General features: G+C 66.5%; 18 protein-coding genes. 8 read left to right on the forward strand and 10 right to left on the reverse strand.

Annotation, left to right across the window (positions count from 1 at the left end):
- Positions 1–53: 53 nt before the first annotated feature.
- Positions 54–578 carry a GNAT family N-acetyltransferase gene (locus tag CFB45_RS35370; protein WP_089430127.1) on the reverse strand — a complete coding sequence of 175 codons (525 nt, stop codon included), beginning with the start codon at positions 576–578 and terminating at the stop codon, positions 54–56.
- Positions 579–1014: 436 nt separating this feature from the next.
- Here CFB45_RS35370 and CFB45_RS35375 point away from each other — a divergent pair, with 436 nt between their 5' ends.
- The 3 genes from CFB45_RS35375 (at position 1015) to CFB45_RS35385 (ending at position 5298) form a co-directional block, all read left to right on the forward strand.
- Complete coding sequence (locus CFB45_RS35375; RefSeq protein WP_089429743.1) at positions 1015–2217, forward strand: AAA family ATPase; 1203 nt, start codon at positions 1015–1017, stop codon at positions 2215–2217.
- A 4-nt stretch (positions 2218–2221) separates the two neighbouring features.
- Positions 2222–3937, forward strand: a complete 1716-nt coding sequence (locus tag CFB45_RS35380) for a cobaltochelatase CobT-related protein (protein ID WP_089429744.1) — start codon at positions 2222–2224, stop codon at positions 3935–3937.
- Between the two features lie 257 nt (positions 3938–4194).
- Positions 4195–5298: an extracellular catalytic domain type 1 short-chain-length polyhydroxyalkanoate depolymerase gene (locus tag CFB45_RS35385; protein WP_089429745.1), complete on the forward strand. Its 1104-nt coding sequence runs from the start codon at positions 4195–4197 to the stop codon at positions 5296–5298.
- A gap of 46 nt (positions 5299–5344) precedes the next feature.
- Here CFB45_RS35385 and CFB45_RS35390 read toward each other — a convergent pair whose 3' ends face one another.
- The 4 genes from CFB45_RS35390 to CFB45_RS35405 all read right to left on the reverse strand — a co-directional run bounded on the left by CFB45_RS35390 (position 5345) and on the right by CFB45_RS35405 (position 9821).
- Positions 5345–7114, reverse strand: coding sequence for a histidine kinase (locus CFB45_RS35390; RefSeq protein WP_089429746.1), 1770 nt, complete (start codon positions 7112–7114; stop codon positions 5345–5347).
- Positions 7115–7194: 80 nt separating this feature from the next.
- On the reverse strand, positions 7195–8616 hold the full coding sequence (locus CFB45_RS35395) for an HD domain-containing phosphohydrolase (protein WP_089429747.1): 1422 nt from the start codon (positions 8614–8616) through the stop codon (positions 7195–7197).
- Positions 8617–8728: 112 nt separating this feature from the next.
- Positions 8729–9214: a GNAT family N-acetyltransferase gene (locus CFB45_RS35400; protein WP_373558433.1), complete on the reverse strand. Its 486-nt coding sequence runs from the start codon at positions 9212–9214 to the stop codon at positions 8729–8731.
- A gap of 55 nt (positions 9215–9269) precedes the next feature.
- Positions 9270–9821 (reverse strand): tetratricopeptide repeat protein, encoded by a 552-nt coding sequence (locus CFB45_RS35405; protein WP_256978487.1) that lies wholly within the window; start codon positions 9819–9821, stop codon positions 9270–9272.
- A gap of 191 nt (positions 9822–10012) precedes the next feature.
- Between CFB45_RS35405 and CFB45_RS35410 the strand changes: the two genes are divergently transcribed.
- Positions 10013–10636, forward strand: coding sequence for an ABC transporter ATP-binding protein (locus CFB45_RS35410; RefSeq protein ID WP_089429750.1), 624 nt, complete (start codon positions 10013–10015; stop codon positions 10634–10636).
- A 244-nt stretch (positions 10637–10880) separates the two neighbouring features.
- Here CFB45_RS35410 and pntB read toward each other — a convergent pair whose 3' ends face one another.
- From pntB to CFB45_RS35435, 5 genes are all read right to left on the reverse strand, one after another.
- Positions 10881–12293: a Re/Si-specific NAD(P)(+) transhydrogenase subunit beta gene (gene pntB, locus CFB45_RS35415; protein WP_089429751.1), complete on the reverse strand. Its 1413-nt coding sequence runs from the start codon at positions 12291–12293 to the stop codon at positions 10881–10883.
- 13 nt (positions 12294–12306) lie between these two features.
- Positions 12307–13899: a Re/Si-specific NAD(P)(+) transhydrogenase subunit alpha gene (locus tag CFB45_RS35420; protein ID WP_089429752.1), complete on the reverse strand. Its 1593-nt coding sequence runs from the start codon at positions 13897–13899 to the stop codon at positions 12307–12309.
- A gap of 565 nt (positions 13900–14464) precedes the next feature.
- Positions 14465–15019 carry a chloramphenicol phosphotransferase CPT family protein gene (locus tag CFB45_RS35425; RefSeq protein WP_144025265.1) on the reverse strand — a complete coding sequence of 185 codons (555 nt, stop codon included), beginning with the start codon at positions 15017–15019 and terminating at the stop codon, positions 14465–14467.
- A 2-nt stretch (positions 15020–15021) separates the two neighbouring features.
- Positions 15022–15825: a lipid II flippase Amj family protein gene (locus CFB45_RS35430; protein ID WP_089429754.1), complete on the reverse strand. Its 804-nt coding sequence runs from the start codon at positions 15823–15825 to the stop codon at positions 15022–15024.
- A 99-nt stretch (positions 15826–15924) separates the two neighbouring features.
- Positions 15925–16830, reverse strand: a complete 906-nt coding sequence (locus CFB45_RS35435) for a LysR substrate-binding domain-containing protein (protein WP_089429755.1) — start codon at positions 16828–16830, stop codon at positions 15925–15927.
- Between the two features lie 166 nt (positions 16831–16996).
- On the opposite strand from CFB45_RS35435, the gene CFB45_RS35440 reads away from it, so the two are divergent.
- From CFB45_RS35440 to CFB45_RS35455, 4 genes are all read left to right on the forward strand, one after another.
- A complete protein-coding gene (locus CFB45_RS35440) occupies positions 16997–17539 on the forward strand; it encodes a sugar ABC transporter (protein WP_089429756.1) in 543 nt (180 codons plus the stop codon).
- A gap of 6 nt (positions 17540–17545) precedes the next feature.
- Entirely contained in the window at positions 17546–17872 is a 327-nt protein-coding gene (locus CFB45_RS35445; RefSeq protein ID WP_089429757.1) for a hypothetical protein, read from the forward strand.
- An 18-nt stretch (positions 17873–17890) separates the two neighbouring features.
- Complete coding sequence (locus CFB45_RS35450) at positions 17891–18736, forward strand: MBL fold metallo-hydrolase (RefSeq protein ID WP_089429758.1); 846 nt, start codon at positions 17891–17893, stop codon at positions 18734–18736.
- Positions 18737–18952: 216 nt separating this feature from the next.
- Positions 18953–19699: a glucose 1-dehydrogenase gene (locus CFB45_RS35455; protein WP_089429759.1), complete on the forward strand. Its 747-nt coding sequence runs from the start codon at positions 18953–18955 to the stop codon at positions 19697–19699.
- Positions 19700–19715 lie beyond the last annotated feature (16 nt).

The raw sequence follows: 19715 nt of genomic DNA on the forward strand, positions 1-19715 counted from the left end.
CCTCCCGGGCTCGGCCGAACGCTGTCGTGCCGCGTGGCTTCGGTCAGGCACCGTCACAAACGACGCCCCAGCAACTGCCCCGGCCACCCTTCCACGTCGAAGGGTGAAATTCGCTCATAGCCGCACGACTCGTAGAAACGCACCAGCGCGCCGGTCCCGCCGCCGTAGCAGTCCACCCGCAAGCGCGCCACCCCGGCCGCCCGGGCGCGCTCGTCCGCGAAGGCCATCAGGCGCCGGCCGACACCCCGCGCCCGCGCATCGCGCGACGCCACCAGCACGCGCACGTAGATTTCCGGCTCGGTCGCGGGCGGCACGTAGGGCATGGACTCGCCGAGGATCAATGCGCCGAGGACGCGGCCGCCCTGATCCTCTGCGACCCACGCGTCGGGCAGCGCGCAGGCGTCGGTCACGAGCGCGATCCGCCGGGGTTGCGTCGACCAGGGCTCGCGGCCCCATTGCCCGTCGTTGCCGATGGCGACGAACCACGCAATCACGTCGTCGAAGATCGCCAGCACGGCCGGGGCATCGCGTGCGCTGGCACGACGGATTCTCACCTTGTCCACGCCTGTCACCGTCACGTTCAACACTCCTTCGCCTGCGTCATCGACCGGCGCGCAATGGGATATCAAGCCGGGCTGCCCAGGGACACGCGATGGAAGCCCGGCGATCAAGCCTGCTACGGTACTGACACTCCACCCGATTGATCAAGGTGTGACGGCCCGCGATTCGACATGACGGGTTGTCTTCGTGAAAAACCCGGGCCAACGAGCCGCCACGTTGCCGGCGGATCAACACGGCAACGTGGTTCGAGGCGTAGCAAGGAAGCCGAAAGATCGTGCTGCAGCGCATTGCCCACGACGCTCCGCCGATCCGGCGCAACGCCCCGCCGCCTGCTCCGCCCCGGATCGCAGCGAATCGCTTCCCGCGCGAATGTCGCCGTTCACGGCAAAAATATACAATCGACGCAATGCATCGCAGGCATGAAGCGCCAGCCGCCCACTCTCGCTCGCCACCATGAACGCACCCGCTGATTCCACCTCCTCCGCCCCGTCGGTACTCGGCGTCTATCGTCAACTGGCGGACCCGTCCGCCGGGCAATGGATCGTCAGCCGCTCCGAACGCGCGCACATGTACCGCATCCAGCATCACCGGCCTGACGGCAGCACCTCCGTCGATACGGTCGTCGATGCGGACAACCTCGACGCGAAGCTCCACAAGTGGATCCAGGAGGGTTTCGTCCGGCGTGAAGCCGGCGATCGCGCGGCGCCCACTCATCGCGGCGCGTTCATGCAGGCGCTGCGAAGCGCGCACGCGGCGCGACCGGCGGCAGCCGGCGACGCAGCGCACGTCGCGCAGGTGGGCGGCGTGCCGATGCCGCGCGGCCCGGGCGGGCCGCTCGTGCCGCCGGTGAACCTGGCCTACCTGTTCACCGCGCGCGTGACGAACGTGCTGGAAGACATCGTCGAGAACCGGCGCATCCTGCTGATCGGCCACACCGGCACGGGCAAGACGAGCCTCATCGAGCAGGCCGCCGCGCTGGCCGGCCATGGCGTACTGCGCTCGAACATGAACGGGCAGACGACGGTCGGCGACTTCGTCGGGTTCTGGACCGTCAAGGGCGGCGAGACGATCTGGGTCGACGGCGTGCTGCCGACCGCGATGCGTGAAGGGCTGTGGCTCATCGTCGACGAGATCGACTTCGCGGAGCCGGCGATCCTCGCGGTGCTGACCGCCGTGCTCGAACCGGCCGGCCGCTTGTTGCTGAAGGAGAAAGGCAACGAGATCGTCGTCCCGCATCCGTCGTTCCGGCTGTTCGCGACCGCCAATGCGGTGGGCGCGATGGGCCAGTTCCGCCATCTGTACCAGGGGGCCAACGTGATGAACGAGGCGTTTCTCGACCGCTGGCGCGTCTACCGCCTCGACTACCTGCCGCCGCCCGACGAGGCGCGCGTGCTGCAGCGCACGTTCGGCCCGGCCATGACCGCGGCGATGGCCGACACGCTCGCGGCCATCGCGGCCGACTGCCGCGCCGCGTTCGTCCGCGAGGATCTGGCCAGCGCGTTCTCGACGCGGCGCCTGATCGACTGGGCCGAGCTGATGCTGCGCACCGGCGATCCCGAATCGGCCGCCGGCCCGACGATCTATGCGAAGGTCGGCGCGGAAGACGCCGACCTGATCCGCAGCATCATCCGCCACTACATCGACGTCGAGGCCTGACGCGATGGACCGGGACGACGACGCGCGGTCGCTCCACCTGACCCGGCTGGCCCGCACGCTCACGCAACGGCACGGCATCGAGGTGCGGTTTGCACGCCACGGGCCGGTCGCGCGGCACGACTTGCTGGTGCTGCCCGACACGCTGCTCGCCGGCGACGGCGACGGCGACGTCGACGACAATGCGATCACCGGCCTCGTCGACCTCTACGCGGCGCGCATCCGCTTCGGTGCAATCGATGACATTGCCGCACTGTCGTCGCCCGCGGTGCAGGCCATTGCGCAGGCGATCGACGACCGGCGCGCGGCCGGCTGCCTCGCTGCGATCTATCCCGGTGCGATGACGTTCCTGCGGCGGATGCGCGCGGCGACGGCCGCCGACGTGCGCCATCGGTGGCCTCGCATGGCATGGCGCGACAGGCTGGTGTGGCGCATCGAACGGGCGCTATGGGACGAACCGCCGCCTTCCATCGAGCGCATGCCGTCGCTCGACGCGACGATGGCTGCATCGGGCGATCTCGTCGACGCAGCGCGTGCAGCCACGTCGACCGCCGACAGCATCCGCGCCGCACGCCGGATCGTCGAACGCGTGCGCGCGCTGGCGTCGGCCGGTGCGAACAACATGATGTTCACGGCCGATCCGGGCAGCACGATCGACAGCGACAGCATCGCCGCCGAATTCGAATCGGACGGACAGCGCGCGCCGGACGACTCACGCGCGCCCGTTTCCGCCGAATCGGGCGCCGGTGCGATCGCCGACACGGCATCGTCCACCGAAGCACCGACGCCGGGCGATGCGATGCCCGGCACGATCCGCCTGTCCGCGGACAACCGGCCGCTGCTGTCGGTCCCGCTGACCACCGCGTTCGACACGGTGACGGACTTCACCGGCAACGGCGAACCGGCGCGCTGGCACCGCCTGCGAAGCGCGGCCCGCGCGCAGACCGAGCCGCTCAAGCTACGACTCGAGCGGGCGTTGAAAGTGGACGAGCAGACGCGCTGGAAACGCGAACAGGAACGCGGCGAGCTCGACCGGATGTCGCTCGCCCGCCTCGTCACGTCGCCCGGCTATCGCACGCCATTCCGCATCCGGCGCGCCGCACCCGGGCGCGACGCGGCCGTCAGCCTGCTGATCGATTGCAGCGGGTCGATGGCCGGCAGGAAGATCGAACTCGCCAGGCTGTGCGCGGCAGCGCTGTGCGATGCGCTGACGCAGCTCGGCTTCGCGTGCGAAGTACTCGGCTACAGCTCCGTCGAGGACGCGGCGATGCGCGCGCACTACCAGCGCTGGATCGACGCCGGCCGCGACACCTTCGGCTATAACCGGTTCGTCGAACAGCTCGACCTGCGCGTCTACAAGCGGTTCGATTCCGACAACCCGAGCGGCCTCGCGTGCATCGAATGCGGCCACGAGAATCCCGACGGCGAGGCGTTGAGCTGGGCCGCCGAGCGGCTGCTGGCGAAGCGGGCGCGGCGGCGAATCCTGATGGTGCTGTCGGACGGCTATCCGGCCACAGGCGACGGCAACCCGGCGATCCTGCGCACCGACCTGCGTGCCCGCGTCGACGCGCTGCGCGAGCGGCGCGTCGAGCTGATCGGTGTCGGGATACTCGACGATGCGGTGGAGACCTTCTATCCGGTCAGCAGCGTGGTCGAGCATCTGCATGAATTGCCGGGCGCGGCGTTCAGTGTATTGAGCGATACACTGCTGGATCGGCGCTAGCCTCGCGCGCGACAGGGTCGAAGCACACTTCGATTCGCCTGCGCGTCACATCGGACGGTTAGCATCGCCGATGGCCGACTCGAATCGCCGCGATGACGCAGGATCCCGCGTTCCGTTGCATTCGACCGGCCGACCGGTTTCGATGTGCACGCGGCCGGCAGCACGATCCTTGCTCCGCGCCCCCTTTCGATTGTCAACGCGACGGCGGAGTCGGCCGCGTCTTCCTGCCACGGTCGGCCGCCGGCACGAAACTGCACATGCCCAGGAAAAAAACCAGCCTCTGGTTGCGGCCCCTCGAACTGCTCTCCGTCGCCGCCGGCACGCGCCCTACGAAGCGCACGAGCAAGCCGCGACCGGCCGCCAAGCGAGCGGTCAAGCCGGTCGCCCGGCCAGCCGCCACCGTGCGTCCCGCTGGACGCACCGGCACCGTGCATCCGGCCCGCGCCCCGGCGGACAAGGCGCCCGGCACCTGGCTCCGCTCGTTTCATTCCGCCGGCCCGAGTGCCGGCCGCTACGTGAACCATCTTGCCTACGCGTTGTATCTCCCCGCCGCACCGGCGACGACAGCCGGCATGCCGGTCGTCGTCATGCTGCACGGCTGCAAGCAGAGTGCCGAATCGTTTGCCGCGGGCACGCGCATGTGCCGTCTCGCCGAGCGCTCGGGGTTCGCCGTGCTGTTCCCCGAACAGGCCAAGACCGCGCATGCGCACCGCTGCTGGCACTGGCATGGCGACGCGACGGAGTCGGAAGCCGCGGCCGTCACGTCGCTGGTCGACGCCATCGTGCGACAGCACGGCTTCGACCGCGACCGGATCTACCTGGCCGGCATGTCCGCCGGAGCCGGGCTCGCCGCGGCACTGGCCATCCGGTATCCCGACCGCTTCGCGGCCGTCGGTCTGCACTCCGGCCCGGCCATCGCCCCGCCGTCGTCGACGTTGGCGGCGATGAACCTGATGCGTCGTGGCCTGCGCGACGACCCGATATGCGCGGTCGATGCGTGCACCGACGTCGCGTCCTATCCCGGCATGCCGGCCCTCGTCATGCACGGCGCACTCGATACGGTCGTGACCGACCGGAACGCGACGCAGCTCGGCATCGCGTTCGCGCGGCTCAACCGGCTCGTCGACGAGCACGGCGCGATGCGGGTGGGCGAGCAACGCACCTATGCGCGCGACGATGCCGACTATGTCGACTATCTCAAGGCCGGGCGTCTCGTCGTCAGGGTCTGCATCGTCCGCCGGCTGCCGCATGCGTGGAGCGGCGGCGACCCGCGCGAGCCGTTTCATTCCGCCACGGGGCCGGACGCCACCGCGATGCTCTGGCAATTCTTTCGTCGCCAACGCCGCAAGCGGCTGCGATGACGTGCGACAACCGCGCCGGCCCGCGGCACGCGGCGCCGTCACGCGATCACGCCCGGTGCGCCAGCTCCGCCGTGTTCTCGCGCTCGCCGGCGCGCCGGATCGGGATCCGGACGCAGAACGTCGTGCCCCGCCCGGGCTCGCTCGTCACGTCGATGGTGCCGCGATGGCGCTTGACGATGCCATGCGATACCGACAAGCCCAGCCCCGTGCCCTGCCCGACCGGCTTCGTCGTGAAGAACGGATCGAAGATCCGCCGGACGACGTCGGGCGTCATCCCCGTCCCGGTGTCGCTGATCGCGATCGACACCTGCTCGCCGTCGCTCGATGTGCGGATCGTGATCACGCCGCGCTCGGGAATCGCGTGCGCCGCGTTTACCAGCAGGTTCATGAACACCTGGTTCAACTGCGACGGCAGGCATTCGACCTGCGGCACGTCACCGTAATCGCGCACGATGTCGGCCTTGTACTTGAGTTCGTTGTGGACGACGTTGAGCGTGCTTTCCAGGCCCGCGCGGAGATCGACCACGCTCCACTCGTCGCTGGCCGGGCGCGAGAAATCGCGCAAGTCCTGCACGATGCGCCGCACGCGCAGCGCGCCGTCGATCGATTCGTCGATCAGTGTCTCGATCTCGCCGCGCACGTAGTCCAGGTCCGCCGCGCGGCCCGTCGCCGCCAGCGCGTCGCGCGCGGCCGGGTCGAGTTGCGGCAGCGCGGCTTCATGCGCGGCGATCACGTCGAGCAGACTGCGCACCCATGTCTTCAACGTGTTGAGGTTCGCACTGACGAAGCCGATCGGATTGTTGATCTCGTGCGCGACACCGGCCGCGAGCTGACCGATCGACGCGAGCTTTTCCGACTGCAGCAGTTGCACGTGGGTTTCCTCGAGCACATGCAGCAGGCGCCGCTGCTCGTCCTTCTCCTGTTCGAGCCGCGCCTGCGCGGCCTTGCGTTCGTCGATCTCGGTCGCCATGTTCTCGCGCGTGCGCTGCAGCATCGCCGTCGTCTGCTCGTAGCGATGCAGCGCGCGTTCCAGTTCGACGGTGCGCAAGCGCACGAGCCGCTCGAGCGTGTCGGTCATCCCGCGCAGGAAGGTTGTGCGCGCATCGAATCGGGTCAGCAACAGCGTGACGACCAGGGTTCCCGTCGTGAACAGCGTGACCGTCGTCGCGAGCCAGGGCGTATCGACCCCGTTCGCGGCCCCGCACCGCGCGTCCGGCGCGAAATGCGCGGCCGCCATCGCCGTGTAGTGCATGCCGGTGATGCCGACACCCATGATGAAAGCCGCACCGACCCGCTGGGCGGTCGCATGGCGCGCCTGCTGCACGCGCAACGCCTGCGCGATCCAGAGCGCGGCCGTCGACGCGATCACCGCGATGCCGATCGACGCGGCGAACAGCGCGGCATCGTAGCGGATGCCTGGTTCCATGTGCATCGCGGCCATCCCCGCGTAATGCATGCCGGCAATCCCGGCGCCCATCAGCGCGCCGCCCACGAGCAGCCGCCGCCAGCCCAGCCGTGCGCGCGTGACGACCGTCAGCGCGAAGTACGACACGAGCACGGCAATCGCCAGCGACGCGCCCGTATCCGGCCATGCATAGCCGAGCGGAATCGGCAGCGAAAACGCGAGCATGCCGACGAAATGCATCGACCAGATGCCGGTGCCCATGGCCACCGCGCCGCCGCCCAGCCACGCACGCTTGAGCTTCGGGTTGTCGAGCAGCGAAATGAAGGCGGCCAGGTCGAGTGTCGTATAGGAGGCCAGCGTCGCGATCGCGAGCGACAGCAGGACGAGCGGGAGATGGTAGGTGCCGTACATGATCGAGCGCCCGGATCGAGGTGAGTGCGTTGCCGCGGCGCGCAGTCGTGCACCGCGGCCATCAGGCCGCGCGGCCGGGCTCAGGCCGGCGCCGCGCCCGCATTCGGCACGCTCTGCGCCGGCTTCGCCGCGGCCTGGCCGGCCAGCACGAGGATGTCGAACGACGTCCCCTCGCGCGTCTCGAAGCGGCGCACGAGCTCGATCTGGTGCGCCGACATCACGCTGCCCTTGGTCATCAGCAGCACGCCGCGATGCGTGCGCAGATCGTCGGCGAGCTGCATCCCCTCGCGCAGCTGCGCGGACTTGACCTCCGCGACGGACGCCGCGATGCCTAGGCTCGCCGGGTCCCGCATCAGTTCGGTCAGGCCGTCGACGATTCGCGGGTCGTAACGCACGCCGGCCTGCGAGCGCAACGCGTCGAGCGCCTGCTCGACCGAATGCGGCGCGCCGATGTCGCCATTGCGCAGCCCTTCGAAGTCGCGCGCGATCGCCAGGATTCGCGAGCCGAGCGGGATCGTGTCGCCCGCCAGGCCGTCCGGCGTGCCGCGTCCGTTGAAGCGCTCGTACTGGTGCAGCACGATCGACGCGACCTTGTGCAGTTGCGCGACCGGTGTCAGCACCATCTGCGCGCGCAGCGGATGCTGCAGGAACAGGCCGTGCTCTTCCGCCGTCATCTTCGCGAGCGGCTTGCGCAGCAATTCGTCCGGCAGCGACAACTTGCCGATGCCGTGCAGCAGCCCCGCGAAATAGACGTCCTGCGCATGCAGCTCGCTCATCCCGGACGCCAGCGCGAGCCGCCGTGCGATCTCGCCGACCCGCATCGCGTGACCGCTGGCCGACCCGCAGCGTATCTCGATCATGCTCGCGCAGACCTGGACCATCGCGGTGAAGCTGCTTTTCAGGTCGCGTTGCGCGGCTTCGAGGAACATCACGGTCTGGCCGAGTTCCTCCGTGCGTGCGCGCACCTGCGTTTCGAGTTCCGTGTTGAAACGGCGCAGCGCTTCGTTCTGCGCTTCCGTCAGCGCGGCCAGCCGGGCCGCTTCGCGCCGCAAGTGCCGCTGCTCCAGTGCGTGTTCGATGGTCAGCAGCAGGTCGTGGTCGTCCCACGGTTTGTTCAGGTAGCGATAGACGCCGCCGTCGTTGACGGCCTGCACGACCGACGCGATCTCCGCATAGCCGGTCAGCAGGATGCGCATCGTGTCCGGGTAGAGCGCCCGTGCGCGAGCCAGGAACTCCGCGCCGCTCATGCCCGGCATCCGCATGTCGGACACGATCAGGTCGACTTCGGTCGACGCCAGGATCTCGAGGGCCGCCTCGCCGCTTTCCGCGGTCAGGATCGCGTAGCCGGCGGGACGGAACACGCGCCTGAGCGCCGACAGCACGCTCGGCTCGTCGTCGACCAGCAGGATCGTCGGTACGCCACCCGCATCGTCGGATGTCGCTGCCGCCCCGGTCGTTTCAGGCGATACCGCATTCGGTCCGTTTGTTGCAGATGTCGTCATGATTGGCCTCGGATCATGTATTTGTATTCTCTCTGCATCATCGGCATGCGCCGCGCATTCCGTATCCGGGAAAACGCTGACGCGCTCCCCCGAATCACACCGCGAACGCGATCTACACCGTCGCCGAACCCGGTGCGCGCACGTAATAGATGTCCCACTCCGCTTCGTCGGCCTGCACGAAGCCGTGCCGGGCATAGAAACGGTTCGAATCGCTGCCGCGCAACGCGCCGACGCGAACGGGCACCCGCTGCGAATCGGCGTCGGCAAAGATCTTGCGCAACACCGCCGCGCCGATCCCCTTTCCCTGATGCTCGGGCACGATGTACAGATGGTCGAGCAGCCAGTGATCCTCCTGCGGCCGGACCACGAAAAAGCCCGCGCTCACGCCATCGACTTCAATCAAGCGGCATCGCGCCGGATCGAACGACGCGAGAAACCGGTCGCGCGCACGCTGGGGATCGAAGCGGCCGATGCGCTCGAGGCTGTCACGCATCGCGGCGATGCGGATGGCGACCAGCGTCTCGGCGTCGGATCGGGTGGCGAGGGGAAAGGTCAGGTTCATTGGCAAGTTGTGCTCATGCAGAGAAAAGCCCGGCATCCCGGCGCGGGCGTCGAAGCCTGCTCGCGACGCCGGCCGGCACGAACCACGCGCGTCAGGGCGTCTCGATGCCTTCTGCCCGCGTCGCCAGGAATCGCAGGTACTTGCCGTCCTCGTCCTCGAACAGCTCCGGCCCGCCGCTCGCATAGGCGCGCATCAGCTCGTCGGCCGCGCGATCGAGATCGCCCAGCTCGAACTGGCACTGACCGAGCCTCAGGTGCAGGAACGGGTTGCCGATCGCGTTGGGGAAATGCATCGACTGGGCGAGATTGTCGCGTCCGGCCGCGTAGTTCTCTTGATGGAAATTCACGTCGCCGATGGCGGCCATCAACCACGTGCCGGCTTCCCAGTTGGTCTTGGGTTCGGGAAGCAGGTCGAATCCCGCCCAGAATTTCTCGAGCGCGCCTGCGTAGTCGCCTTCTTCCATCAACGCATCGCCCGCGTCGCTCAGCGCGCCGATCCGTTCGTACAGCGCGTTGTCCAGTTCTGCCATGTCGAGTCCCTGTTTCCGAGTTGAAGTCGGCCCGGTGCGGCCAGTGGTTGCGATACGATCGCGGTGATTGTTTGCAGTTTTGCCGTCCTGATCGCCGATCCGGCCGGCCTTCATCCAGCATACTCGAGCTGCATGACGCGCGTGCCGCGACTTTCGGCGCACCGTCGTCTGCCCGGGCGCGTCGCTTGTCGCATTACACTATCTGCCGCCACGCTACGCGTCCCGACAATCCGTGTTGCCAGGCCTGCCGCTGACCATGATGTGGGTCGCGCTCACCTGGCGAATTTTCGTTTGACTATCGATCCATGCTCCGCTTCGACAATCTCGGCAAGCGCTACGACAAGCGCGTCATCTTCAAGGGACTCCACTACGCATCCGGCGCCGGATGCGTGGCGCTGTGCGACGAAACCGGCAGTGGCAAATCGACGTTGCTCGCCATTCTCGCCGGCACGCTCGACGCGGACGAGGGCGAGGTGTGGATCGGCGGCCATTCGCTGCGCACCGCGCCGCACGATGCGAAATCCGCACTGGCGTACGTGCCTGACGATTGCCTGGCGTATCCGCACCGGACGGGGCGCGAGTTTCTCGATCTCGTGGCGGCCGGCAGGAAGACCGTCGTCGACGCCCGCACGCTCGAGCTGGCCGATCGATTCGGGCTCGGCCCGCATCTTGAGAAGCGCTTCGAGCAGATGTCGTTCGGCACGCGCAAGAAACTGTTCCTGACGGCCACGACGCTCGGCGCGCCCCCCGTCGTGATCGCCGACGATCCGGACAGCGGGCTCGATGCCGCGTCGCGTGCGGTGCTGATCGATCTGTTCAAGACACTGGCTACAGACCGTGCGGTCTTTTTTTCGACTTACGATCCGGCGCTGGCGCGCGCCTGTGACGCAAGGGTCACCACTTTTGCGGAGCTTGGATTCGCTGGATAGACGGCATCGTTGCCGGCGCAGTCGCGGGGAAGGATCGGGGGTGGCTGATGGTTGGAGGGAGAACGACGCAGCGACAATCGATCGCCGTCTTTTGCCGCAAGGAAGTGCGAAACGGCCCCTCCGCCTCGCACTTCCGTGACCTTCGCGATACGCACGGCCGCCGCACCGGGCTTCGATCAACCGACTGTCCGACACCCCAGCCGGTTATCGTTCGCCCCGCGCACGCGCCCGGCCATGGGCGCCGTCAGGCCTTCAACGCCCCGAACACCTCGTCCAGCATCTTCTTCGCGTCGCCGAACAGCATCCGGTTGTTGTCCTTGTAGAACAGCGGATTGTCGACGCCCGCATAGCCGGACGCCATGCTGCGCTTCATCACGATCGAGGTCTTGGCCTTCCACACCTCGAGCACCGGCATGCCGGCGATCGGGCTGCCCGGATCTTCCTGCGCCGCCGGGTTCACGATGTCGTTCGCGCCGATCACCATCGACACGTCGGCTTCGGGGAAGTCGGCGTTGATCTCGTCCATCTCCATCACGATGTCGTAAGGCACCTTCGCCTCGGCGAGCAGCACGTTCATGTGCCCCGGCATGCGGCCGGCCACCGGATGGATCGCGAAACGCACGTCGACGCCCTTCTCGCGCAGCACCTTCGTGAGTTCATGCACGGTGTGCTGGGCTTGCGCCACGGCCATCCCGTACCCGGGCACGATGATCACGCTCTTCGCATCGCGCAGCAGCTCGGCCGTCTCCAGCGCACTCACCGCCACCACTTCGCCGGCCGGCTGCGCACTGCCGCCGGCCGCCGCGGGCGCACCGCTGCCGGTGCCGAAGCCGCCGGCAATCACGCTGATGAAGTTGCGGTTCATCGCGCGGCACATGATGTACGACAGGATCGCACCCGACGAGCCCACCAGCGCGCCGATCACGATCAGCAGGTCGTTGCCGAGCATGAAGCCGGTGGCGGCCGCCGCCCAGCCCGAGTAGCTGTTGAGCATCGACACCACGACGGGCATGTCCGCGCCGCCGATCGCCATCACCATGTGCACGCCGAACAGCAGCGACACCACCGTCATCACGATGAGCGGCGTCATGCCGTCCTGGACCGTCTCCGCATGCAGGAACGCACGGCCGAACACGACCACCACCACCAGCGCGGCCAGGTTGAGCCAGTGCCGGGCCGGCAGCAGCAGCGGCTTGCCGCCGATCTTGCCGGAGAGCTTGCCGAATGCGATCACCGAGCCGGCGAAGGTCACCGCACCGATCAGGATGCCGACGTAAATTTCCACTTCGTGGATCGCGTGCTCGGCACCCGTGAACTGCACCGACGTATCGATGTAGCTCGCGAAGCCCACCAGGCACGCCGCCAGGCCGACCAGGCTGTGCATCAGCGCCACCAGTTCGGGCATCTGCGTCATCTGCACCTTCTTCGCGGCGTAGAGCCCCACCGCGCCGCCGACGACCAGCGCAGCCACGATATACGGAACGCCCTCAACCGACACGCGCGGGCCGAGTACCGTGGCGAGCACGGCGATCAGCATGCCGATCATGCCGAGCAGGTTGCCGCGCCGTGCGGTCTCGGGATTGGCCAGCCCGCCGAGGCTGAGGATGAAGAGGATGGCCGCGCCGATATAGGAGACGGTAGTCAGATTGGAAGTCATTGTTATCGTCTCCTTACTTGCGGAACATCGCCAGCATGCGACGCGTCACCGCGAAGCCGCCGAACATGTTGACGGCCGTGAGCGTCAGCGCGCCCACCGCCAGGCCCAGGATCAGCCCGGACGGACGGCCCCCCGCCGCCGCGTCGCCCAACGGCGGCGCGACCTGCACCAGCGCGCCGATCGCGATGATCGACGAGATCGCATTGGTGACGCTCATCAGCGGCGTATGCAGCGACGGCGTGACGTTCCAGATCACCATGTAGCCGACGAAGCAGGCCAGCACGAACACCGTGAAGTGCGCGAGGAACGTGGCCGGCGCGAACTGGCCGACCAGCAGGAACAACAGTGCGCCGACCGCGAACGTGATGGCGAGCGACTTCGCCGACATCGGCGCGCCGCTGCCGTGGCCGTGGCCCTTGGACGCGGTTGCCGCGACCGGCGGCGTGGCGGGTTTCGGGGCGGCGGCCGGCTGCTGGATCGGCGGCGGCGGCCAGGTGACGTTGCCTTCCTTGACGACCGTGAGGCCACGGATCGCGTCGTCGTTGAAATCGACGTTGATCGTGCCGTCCTTGCCCTTGCACAGCTCCTCGACCACGCGCAGCAGGTTGGTCGCATACAGCGTCGACGACTGTCGTGCCAGGCGCGACGCGAGATCCGTGTAGCCGACGATGGTCACGCCATGACGCACCACGGCTTCGCCCGGCACCGTCAGTTCGCAGTTGCCGCCTTGCTCGCCGGCCATGTCGACGATCACGCTGCCCGGCTTCATCGACTGCACCATCTCGGCCGTGATGAGCTTCGGCGCCGGCTTGCCGGGGATCAGCGCGGTGGTGATGATGATGTCCGCCTCCTTGGCCTGCTGCGCGTACATCGCGCGCTGCGCCTGCTGGAAGCCTTCGCTCATCACCTTCGCGTAGCCGCCGCCGCCCGAGCCTTCCTCCTCGTAGTCGACCTTGACGAACTCACCGCCGAGCGACTTGACCTGGTCGGCCACTTCCGCGCGCGTGTCGTTGGCGCGCACGATCGCGCCGAGGCCCGCGGCCGTGCCGATCGCCGCGAGGCCGGCGACGCCCGCGCCGGCGATGAACACCTTGGCCGGCGGCACCTTGCCCGCGGCCGTGATCTGCCCGTTGAAGTAGCGGCCGAACGCATGAGCCGCCTCGATGACGGCGCGGTAGCCGCTCACGCCGGCCATCGACGTGAGGGCATCCATCTTCTGCGCGCGCGACAGCGTGCGCGGCAGCGAATCGATCGCCAGCACCGTGGCCCGCTTCGCGGCCAGCTGCTGCATCAGTTCAGGGTTCTGGGCCGGCCAGACGAAGCCGATCAGCGTGCCGCCCTCGCGCATCAGCGCGACTTCGTCGCTGCTCGGCGGGCGCACCTTGAGGACGATGTCGCTGCGGCCCCATAGATCGGCGGCCGTCGGCACGACTTCGGCGCCGGCCGTGCGGTAGTCGTCATCGCTGAAGTTCGCGCCGGTGCCGGCACCGCTTTGCACGGCCACCGAGAACCCGAGCTTGATCAGCTTTTCGACCACGTCGGGAACGGTCGCTACGCGCCGCTCCTCGTGGGCCGTCTCCAGAGGGACCCCAATCAGTAATGTCATATCCTGAACTGTCAGTAGTGGCCGTCGCGAGGAATTACGGCCTGCGTTTCACGTCACCCAACTCAATCCGTGTACGACTTTGCTCCGCGCGCAGCTTGGCACTCCCGCGCAGATTTCACAAACGATCGATCCTCTAATCGATGGTCTTGTCAGGGCAAACCGGTTCATGCTCTTGCCGGATTATGCTGACGAATATCCGGCGCAGGTTCCGATCGGATAAAACCCGTCAAGCATATCCCGTGCCAGAGTCTTTCCAAAATTTATCTTTTGAATCGGCGCGCATTCAATCCATGAATCCCCTGTCTGGACACGACGGGGCTGGCACCCTCGCGCTCACCGGCCAGAACCGCGCGGCACGGGCCGCCGGCACGTGAATCCGTTTGAAACGTGAATAATCGGCGATCGGCACACGAGCACCGGAATCGGTTTCATCGAGAATGCCCTTGCCTACCGGAACAATGCCATTTGTCGCGCGCCAACGACATAATCCGTGTGGCCGACGCGCTTCAGTGCCGGCGAGTTTAATGGAGAATGCTGACTGACTGTTGCCCCCATCCGGTGACGATCATTCACGCAGCGCATCGACGTGGGCACGAATGCGGCGCGCGCCTTCCTCGGGCGTGCAGGTCGAGGTATCGATGCGCAGCGCATACGGCCGCGAGTAAGCGGGATGCCCGAACTGCGATCGCGCCATGCCTTCGCCTCGATCCGGTCTCGCGCGTTCGCGCTGTTCGAGGATGTCCAGCGGGCACGTCACACCGATGACGAAGGTCTGACGCGGCGACAGCGCAGCAATGCATGCGTCGAGCGCGCACTGATCCCGAAGCACGAGGTCCAGCACGATCTCGAAATGGCTGGCCGCAATCCGCGCGAGCGTCGACTGCAGGTTGAGGTGGTGAAGCCTCAGCGCCTGATTCAGTTCTTCTTCCGATCGCATGTCACGCCGGCGCGACATTTCGACGAACGCGTCGAGCGATACGTGAAACATCGGCACGTCCGAACACTGTTGGAGCGCGCGTGCCAGACTGCTCTTCCCTGCACTGGTCGGGCCGTGCAATACGACAGCGACGGGTTTCATGGCGATGGTCCGCGGGAGAGATTGCCGGTTGTCCGGGTGCAACGCTAGATCAGCTCGGCGACGCGCACGATGACGAGCGCGGCCGGCACGAGCACCGCTTGCGCACACAACGTGCCGAGCACGCGCGCGCCCGCGAGTGTCGTGATGGCCCGCCGAAAGCTGTTCTCCGAGATCCGCCCTTCGATGACGTCGTCGGTCATGACCGAAACCTGCGGGTCGATGACGACCGCCAGCACGACGGTCGCGAAACCGTTGATGACGGACGACAGGTTCGCGCACGTCACTCTCAGGTCGGGCTTCAGGTAGCCCGCATAGAGCGACGCGAACACGCCGACCGTCCAGATCGCCATCGCGGCGACGTTCAGCGCAATGACGCCCCATGACACACCGGTGTTCGCGGTCAGTTGCGTGACGTTCTGGCTGGAAGGCAGTCGTGCGCCGACGCGCAGATAGTTGATCCCGGCGCGACTGCACGCATCCAGCAGCAAGCGGGGAATCGAGCGGTTCACCTGGAAGTGTTCGACGGCGCGACTGAAATAACGCTGGAACGTCGGGATCAGGAACGACCCGACGACGGTCGCCACGGTGGCGGACAGCAGGAACCACCGGAAGTCGGCCAGCAACCCGCTCCCCATCCGGTGCGCGATATCCATTTCAACGCGTTTCGCGATGAACGGCCCCTGAAAGGAATTGGCCGTTCGCGACACGAGCGCGATGATCCCGAACAACGAAAACGACAACGCGATGCGTCGCGTGCGCACGCCGGCGATCCGCACGGCATAAGCCAGCGTCGCGATCACATGGATGACGAAGGTAAGCCCGCAGATGATCCAAAGCTGACTGTCCATGCTGGTGCCGCGTGCGTGACGGGATCACGAGTGTACCCGAGCACGGCGCATCAGCCTGGCGACGACGCCGTCGCAAGCGTAACGGTTGGACGATGTGCGTCAGCCGCTGCCGCCCGGCGCCAATCCCCGCGCTTCGTCCAGCATCCATGTCGCGAAAGCTCGCAACGGCCCGTCGGCCAGCTCGATCGGTTCGGGCAGGACGAGGCAGAAGTTTTTCGTGATCGTCTTGCCCTCCGGCCAAGGCGCAACCAGCCGCCCCTGCTCGAGCTCCGCGTCGATGTACAGGCGCGGCACCAGCGCGACACCCAGGCCGGCCAGCGCCGCTTCGATCAGCATCGAATGGAGGTCGTAGCGCGCGCCCACCGCCGAATTGGTCAGCACGATGCCGGCCGCCTGCGCATAGGCTTGCCACGCGTCGGGATTCTGTCGCCGATGAAGACGCGGCAGTGCGTCCAGCGACGGCTTCGCCCCGGCGCCGGCGAGCAGCGCCGGACTGCAGACGGGCACCAGCACTTCCTCCAGCAGCGGATGCAGATGCATCCCCGCCCATGCCGGATGCTCGAAATGAATCGCCACGTCGAAACCGCTCCCGGCCAGCAGGAACGGCTCCATCCGCTCGGCGATATGCACTGTGATGTTCGGATGCCGCGCCTGAAAATGTTTCAGCCGCGGGATCAGCCAGCGCGTCGCGAAGGTTGGGATGGCGGCGATATCGAGGCTCGCGCCTTCGATCGGCTGCCCCATCAGGTACAGGCTGTCCCGTTCGAGCCGATCCAGAATCTCGCGAACCTGCACCGCGTATCGCGCACCGTTCGGCGCCAGCCGCACCCGATTGCCGATCCGCTCGAACAGCGTGACGCCCAGGAACGCCTCCAGCCGGCCGATCTGGCGACTGACGGCACCCTCGGTCCGCGCCAGCTCTTCGGCGGCTCGGGCAAAGCTGCCGTGTCGGGCCGCGGCTTCAAACGCCTGGAGCGCGGAATTGCTTGGGATCTTGCGGGACATGGACGTCTCGTTGGTCGAAGTGTGTTCGCCATCAGCTTGAGCAAATGTCACTGAAGGCTGACTTTATTTCGTTTTATGGCGCGGAATCACGAGCTTAGCATTACGTTACCGCACTGAACATCACACGTTCCCAGATGGACGTGCATCCTGCCCAAAGGACAATCCCATGATCTACACCGTGGAATGCAGCTTCGCCGACCTCGACAGCGAAGCCGAATGGAACGACTTCTACAGCCTTGAAAAGCTGCCCGCGCTGATCTCGGTCACGGGGTTTCACACGTCGCAGCGGTTCAAGGCGATCACCGGCGGTTGCCCGGTTTATCTGGCGATCCACACGATCGACGGCCTCGATGTCCTGACCGGCGACGAGTATCGCCGCAAAGGCGGCGGCAATTTCGCGAAGTGGCAACGACACATCACCGACTGGCGCCGGAATCTCTACAGCGATATCGGCTTCGCGCCGGCGGTAAAGGACGGTGAACATCTCGCAGTAAGCGCCGGCGGCCCTGATTCGCTGATTCAATTGGGCCTCCAACCGCTGGCCATGCAGGCCGTTGCGCTGGAGCAGTGTCCGGCACGCCGTTGGCTCGCCGTCGTGCCACGGAACAGCGCGCAGCTTGTCGAGGCGCTCCCGGAAGGCATTCACCTTTACGCGCCGATGACGGAGCAGTTGACAAGCACACGCGCCCTTTCGATTGCACAGGAGTAGACCGCGATGCCGAACGTCACTTTCTCGATCGATGCGACGCGGATGCCGGCTGATGAACGCCTTGCCGAGCTGTCGCGCGATTGCGTCGAACTCTGCACGCAGGTGCTTGAGGCTGAACTCAAGAACGTCCATGTCATTTTCCTGGCGGTTCGGCACGGGCATGGACATCCCGTCTTCGCCGACATCCGGTATCGCGTCGGCACGCCCCGCACGCCGGAGGTCATGAACCGGTTCATGGACGCGCTGGATCAGGCGATCGTTCGCCGCACCGGCCTCACCGCGCGCATTCGGTGCTTTGGTTATACCGCGTCGAGCATTCACGCCCGCAACTAGCCGATTCGGAGCAACACGATGTCCACCCTTACCTTTCCTGTTCAGCAAGTCGGGGATTTCATGATCACCGCCATCAGCGATGGATATCTCACTGCCAGTCTCGACTTCCTGTCGAATATCGCTTCGGATGACGCATCAAAAATGCAGCGTGATGCCGGACAGAAAGAGCCGACGGCCGTCCATATCAATTGCTATGTCGTACGCGGAGCGGGCCGCACCGTTCTCATCGACGGTGGGGCTGGCGGGTTCAAGCAATGGGGTGGCCAGCTCAAAACGAACCTGATACTTGCCGGCATAGAACCCGCCGCGATCGACACCATCCTGCTTACCCATGCGCATCCCGATCACGTCGGTGGGCTGGTGAACGGCGCAGGACAGGCCGCGTTTCCACATGCGGAACTGGTCGTGCATCAGCGAGAGGTCAGGTTCTGGCAGGACGACGGAAATCTCAGTCGCGCCAGTGAGCGGGCTCGCGGCAACTTTGCGAAGGCGCGTCAGGTGTTCGATGCCTATGACGACCGGCTTCGCCTGTTCGAAGACGGACACGTGCTCCCCGGCATCAGCGCGCTGCCGTTGCCGGGACACACCGATGGACACACCGGATATGTTCTCGAATCCCGCGATCAAGGCCTGCTTGTGTGGGGGGATGTGGTGCATTTCCCGCATATCCAGATTCAGCGGCCGGACGTCTCGATTGCGTTCGATCACGATGCGTCGCTGGCAGCTGCTACACGGTCACGCATTCTCGATCAGGTCAGCGCGGACGGCCTTCTGATCGCCGGCATGCATCTGGGGGAACTCGGGTTCGCACGTATCAAGCGGACGAGCGACGGGTATGGGTTGCTTTACGAGAACGAAGGCTGAAGCCACACGTGTACCGATGTGCGATGCCGCCACCTCACGCCGACATGCTTGAGTCACTCGTTTGATCCAGGTGTCGTTTTTTGAGGGTTATACGACCTTTGCGCCATCCGCTTCGCGTTCCATACTGCACGTGGAAGATCGAGCAGCGAAAAGCACAAACGCCATCGCGTCTTGCGCTTTCGGCCCGATCAATCACGACGTAGAAAGGAGCAGAAGATGAGGCTTAAAGACAAGTCGGCGTTAATCACCGGTGGGACCAGTGGCATCGGTCTTGCCACCGCGAAGCGGTTCATTGCGGAAGGCGCCCGCGTCGCGGTGACGGGTCGCGACGAGGCGGTGATCGAGCGCGTGAGGGCCGAACTCGGCGAGCATGCGCTCGTTCTCAAGGGCGACGTCCGTTCGATCAACGACATGCGGGCGATTGCCGCCGAAGTCGGCGAACAGTTCGGCGGCCTGGATATCGTATTCGCGAACGCCGGCTGGGCGTTCCCGTCGGCAGTCGACGATATCGACGATGCGCTTTACGACGAGATCATGGACATCAACGTCAAAGGCGTGGTGTTCACGCTTCAAGCGGTGCTGCCGCAATTGCGAGCGGGCTCGTCCGTCATTCTCAACACCTCGTTCGTCGCGCAGACCGGCAAGCATGGCATCTCGTTGACGGCAGCCGCGAAGGCCGCCGTGCGATCGCTTGCCCGCAGTTGGTCCTACGAGTTTCTCGACCGGAAAATCCGCTTCAACGCGATCGCGCCCGGCGCGATCGACACGCCGCTGCTGACCAAGTGGGGCATGCCGGACGAATGGGTTCGCGACCGCAAGGCCGAGTTCGCCGACACCATTCCGGTGGGTCGCATGGGTACGGCCGAGGACATCGCCAACGCCGCGCTCTATCTCGCCAGCGACGAATCCGCGTACGTCGTCGGCACCGAACTGGTCGTCGACGGCGGCGCCTCGCAGCTTTGAGCGCGCGGCGCACGCA

The organism is Burkholderia sp. HI2500 (assembly GCF_002223055.1).
In the GTDB taxonomy this organism is placed as follows: domain Bacteria; phylum Pseudomonadota; class Gammaproteobacteria; order Burkholderiales; family Burkholderiaceae; genus Burkholderia.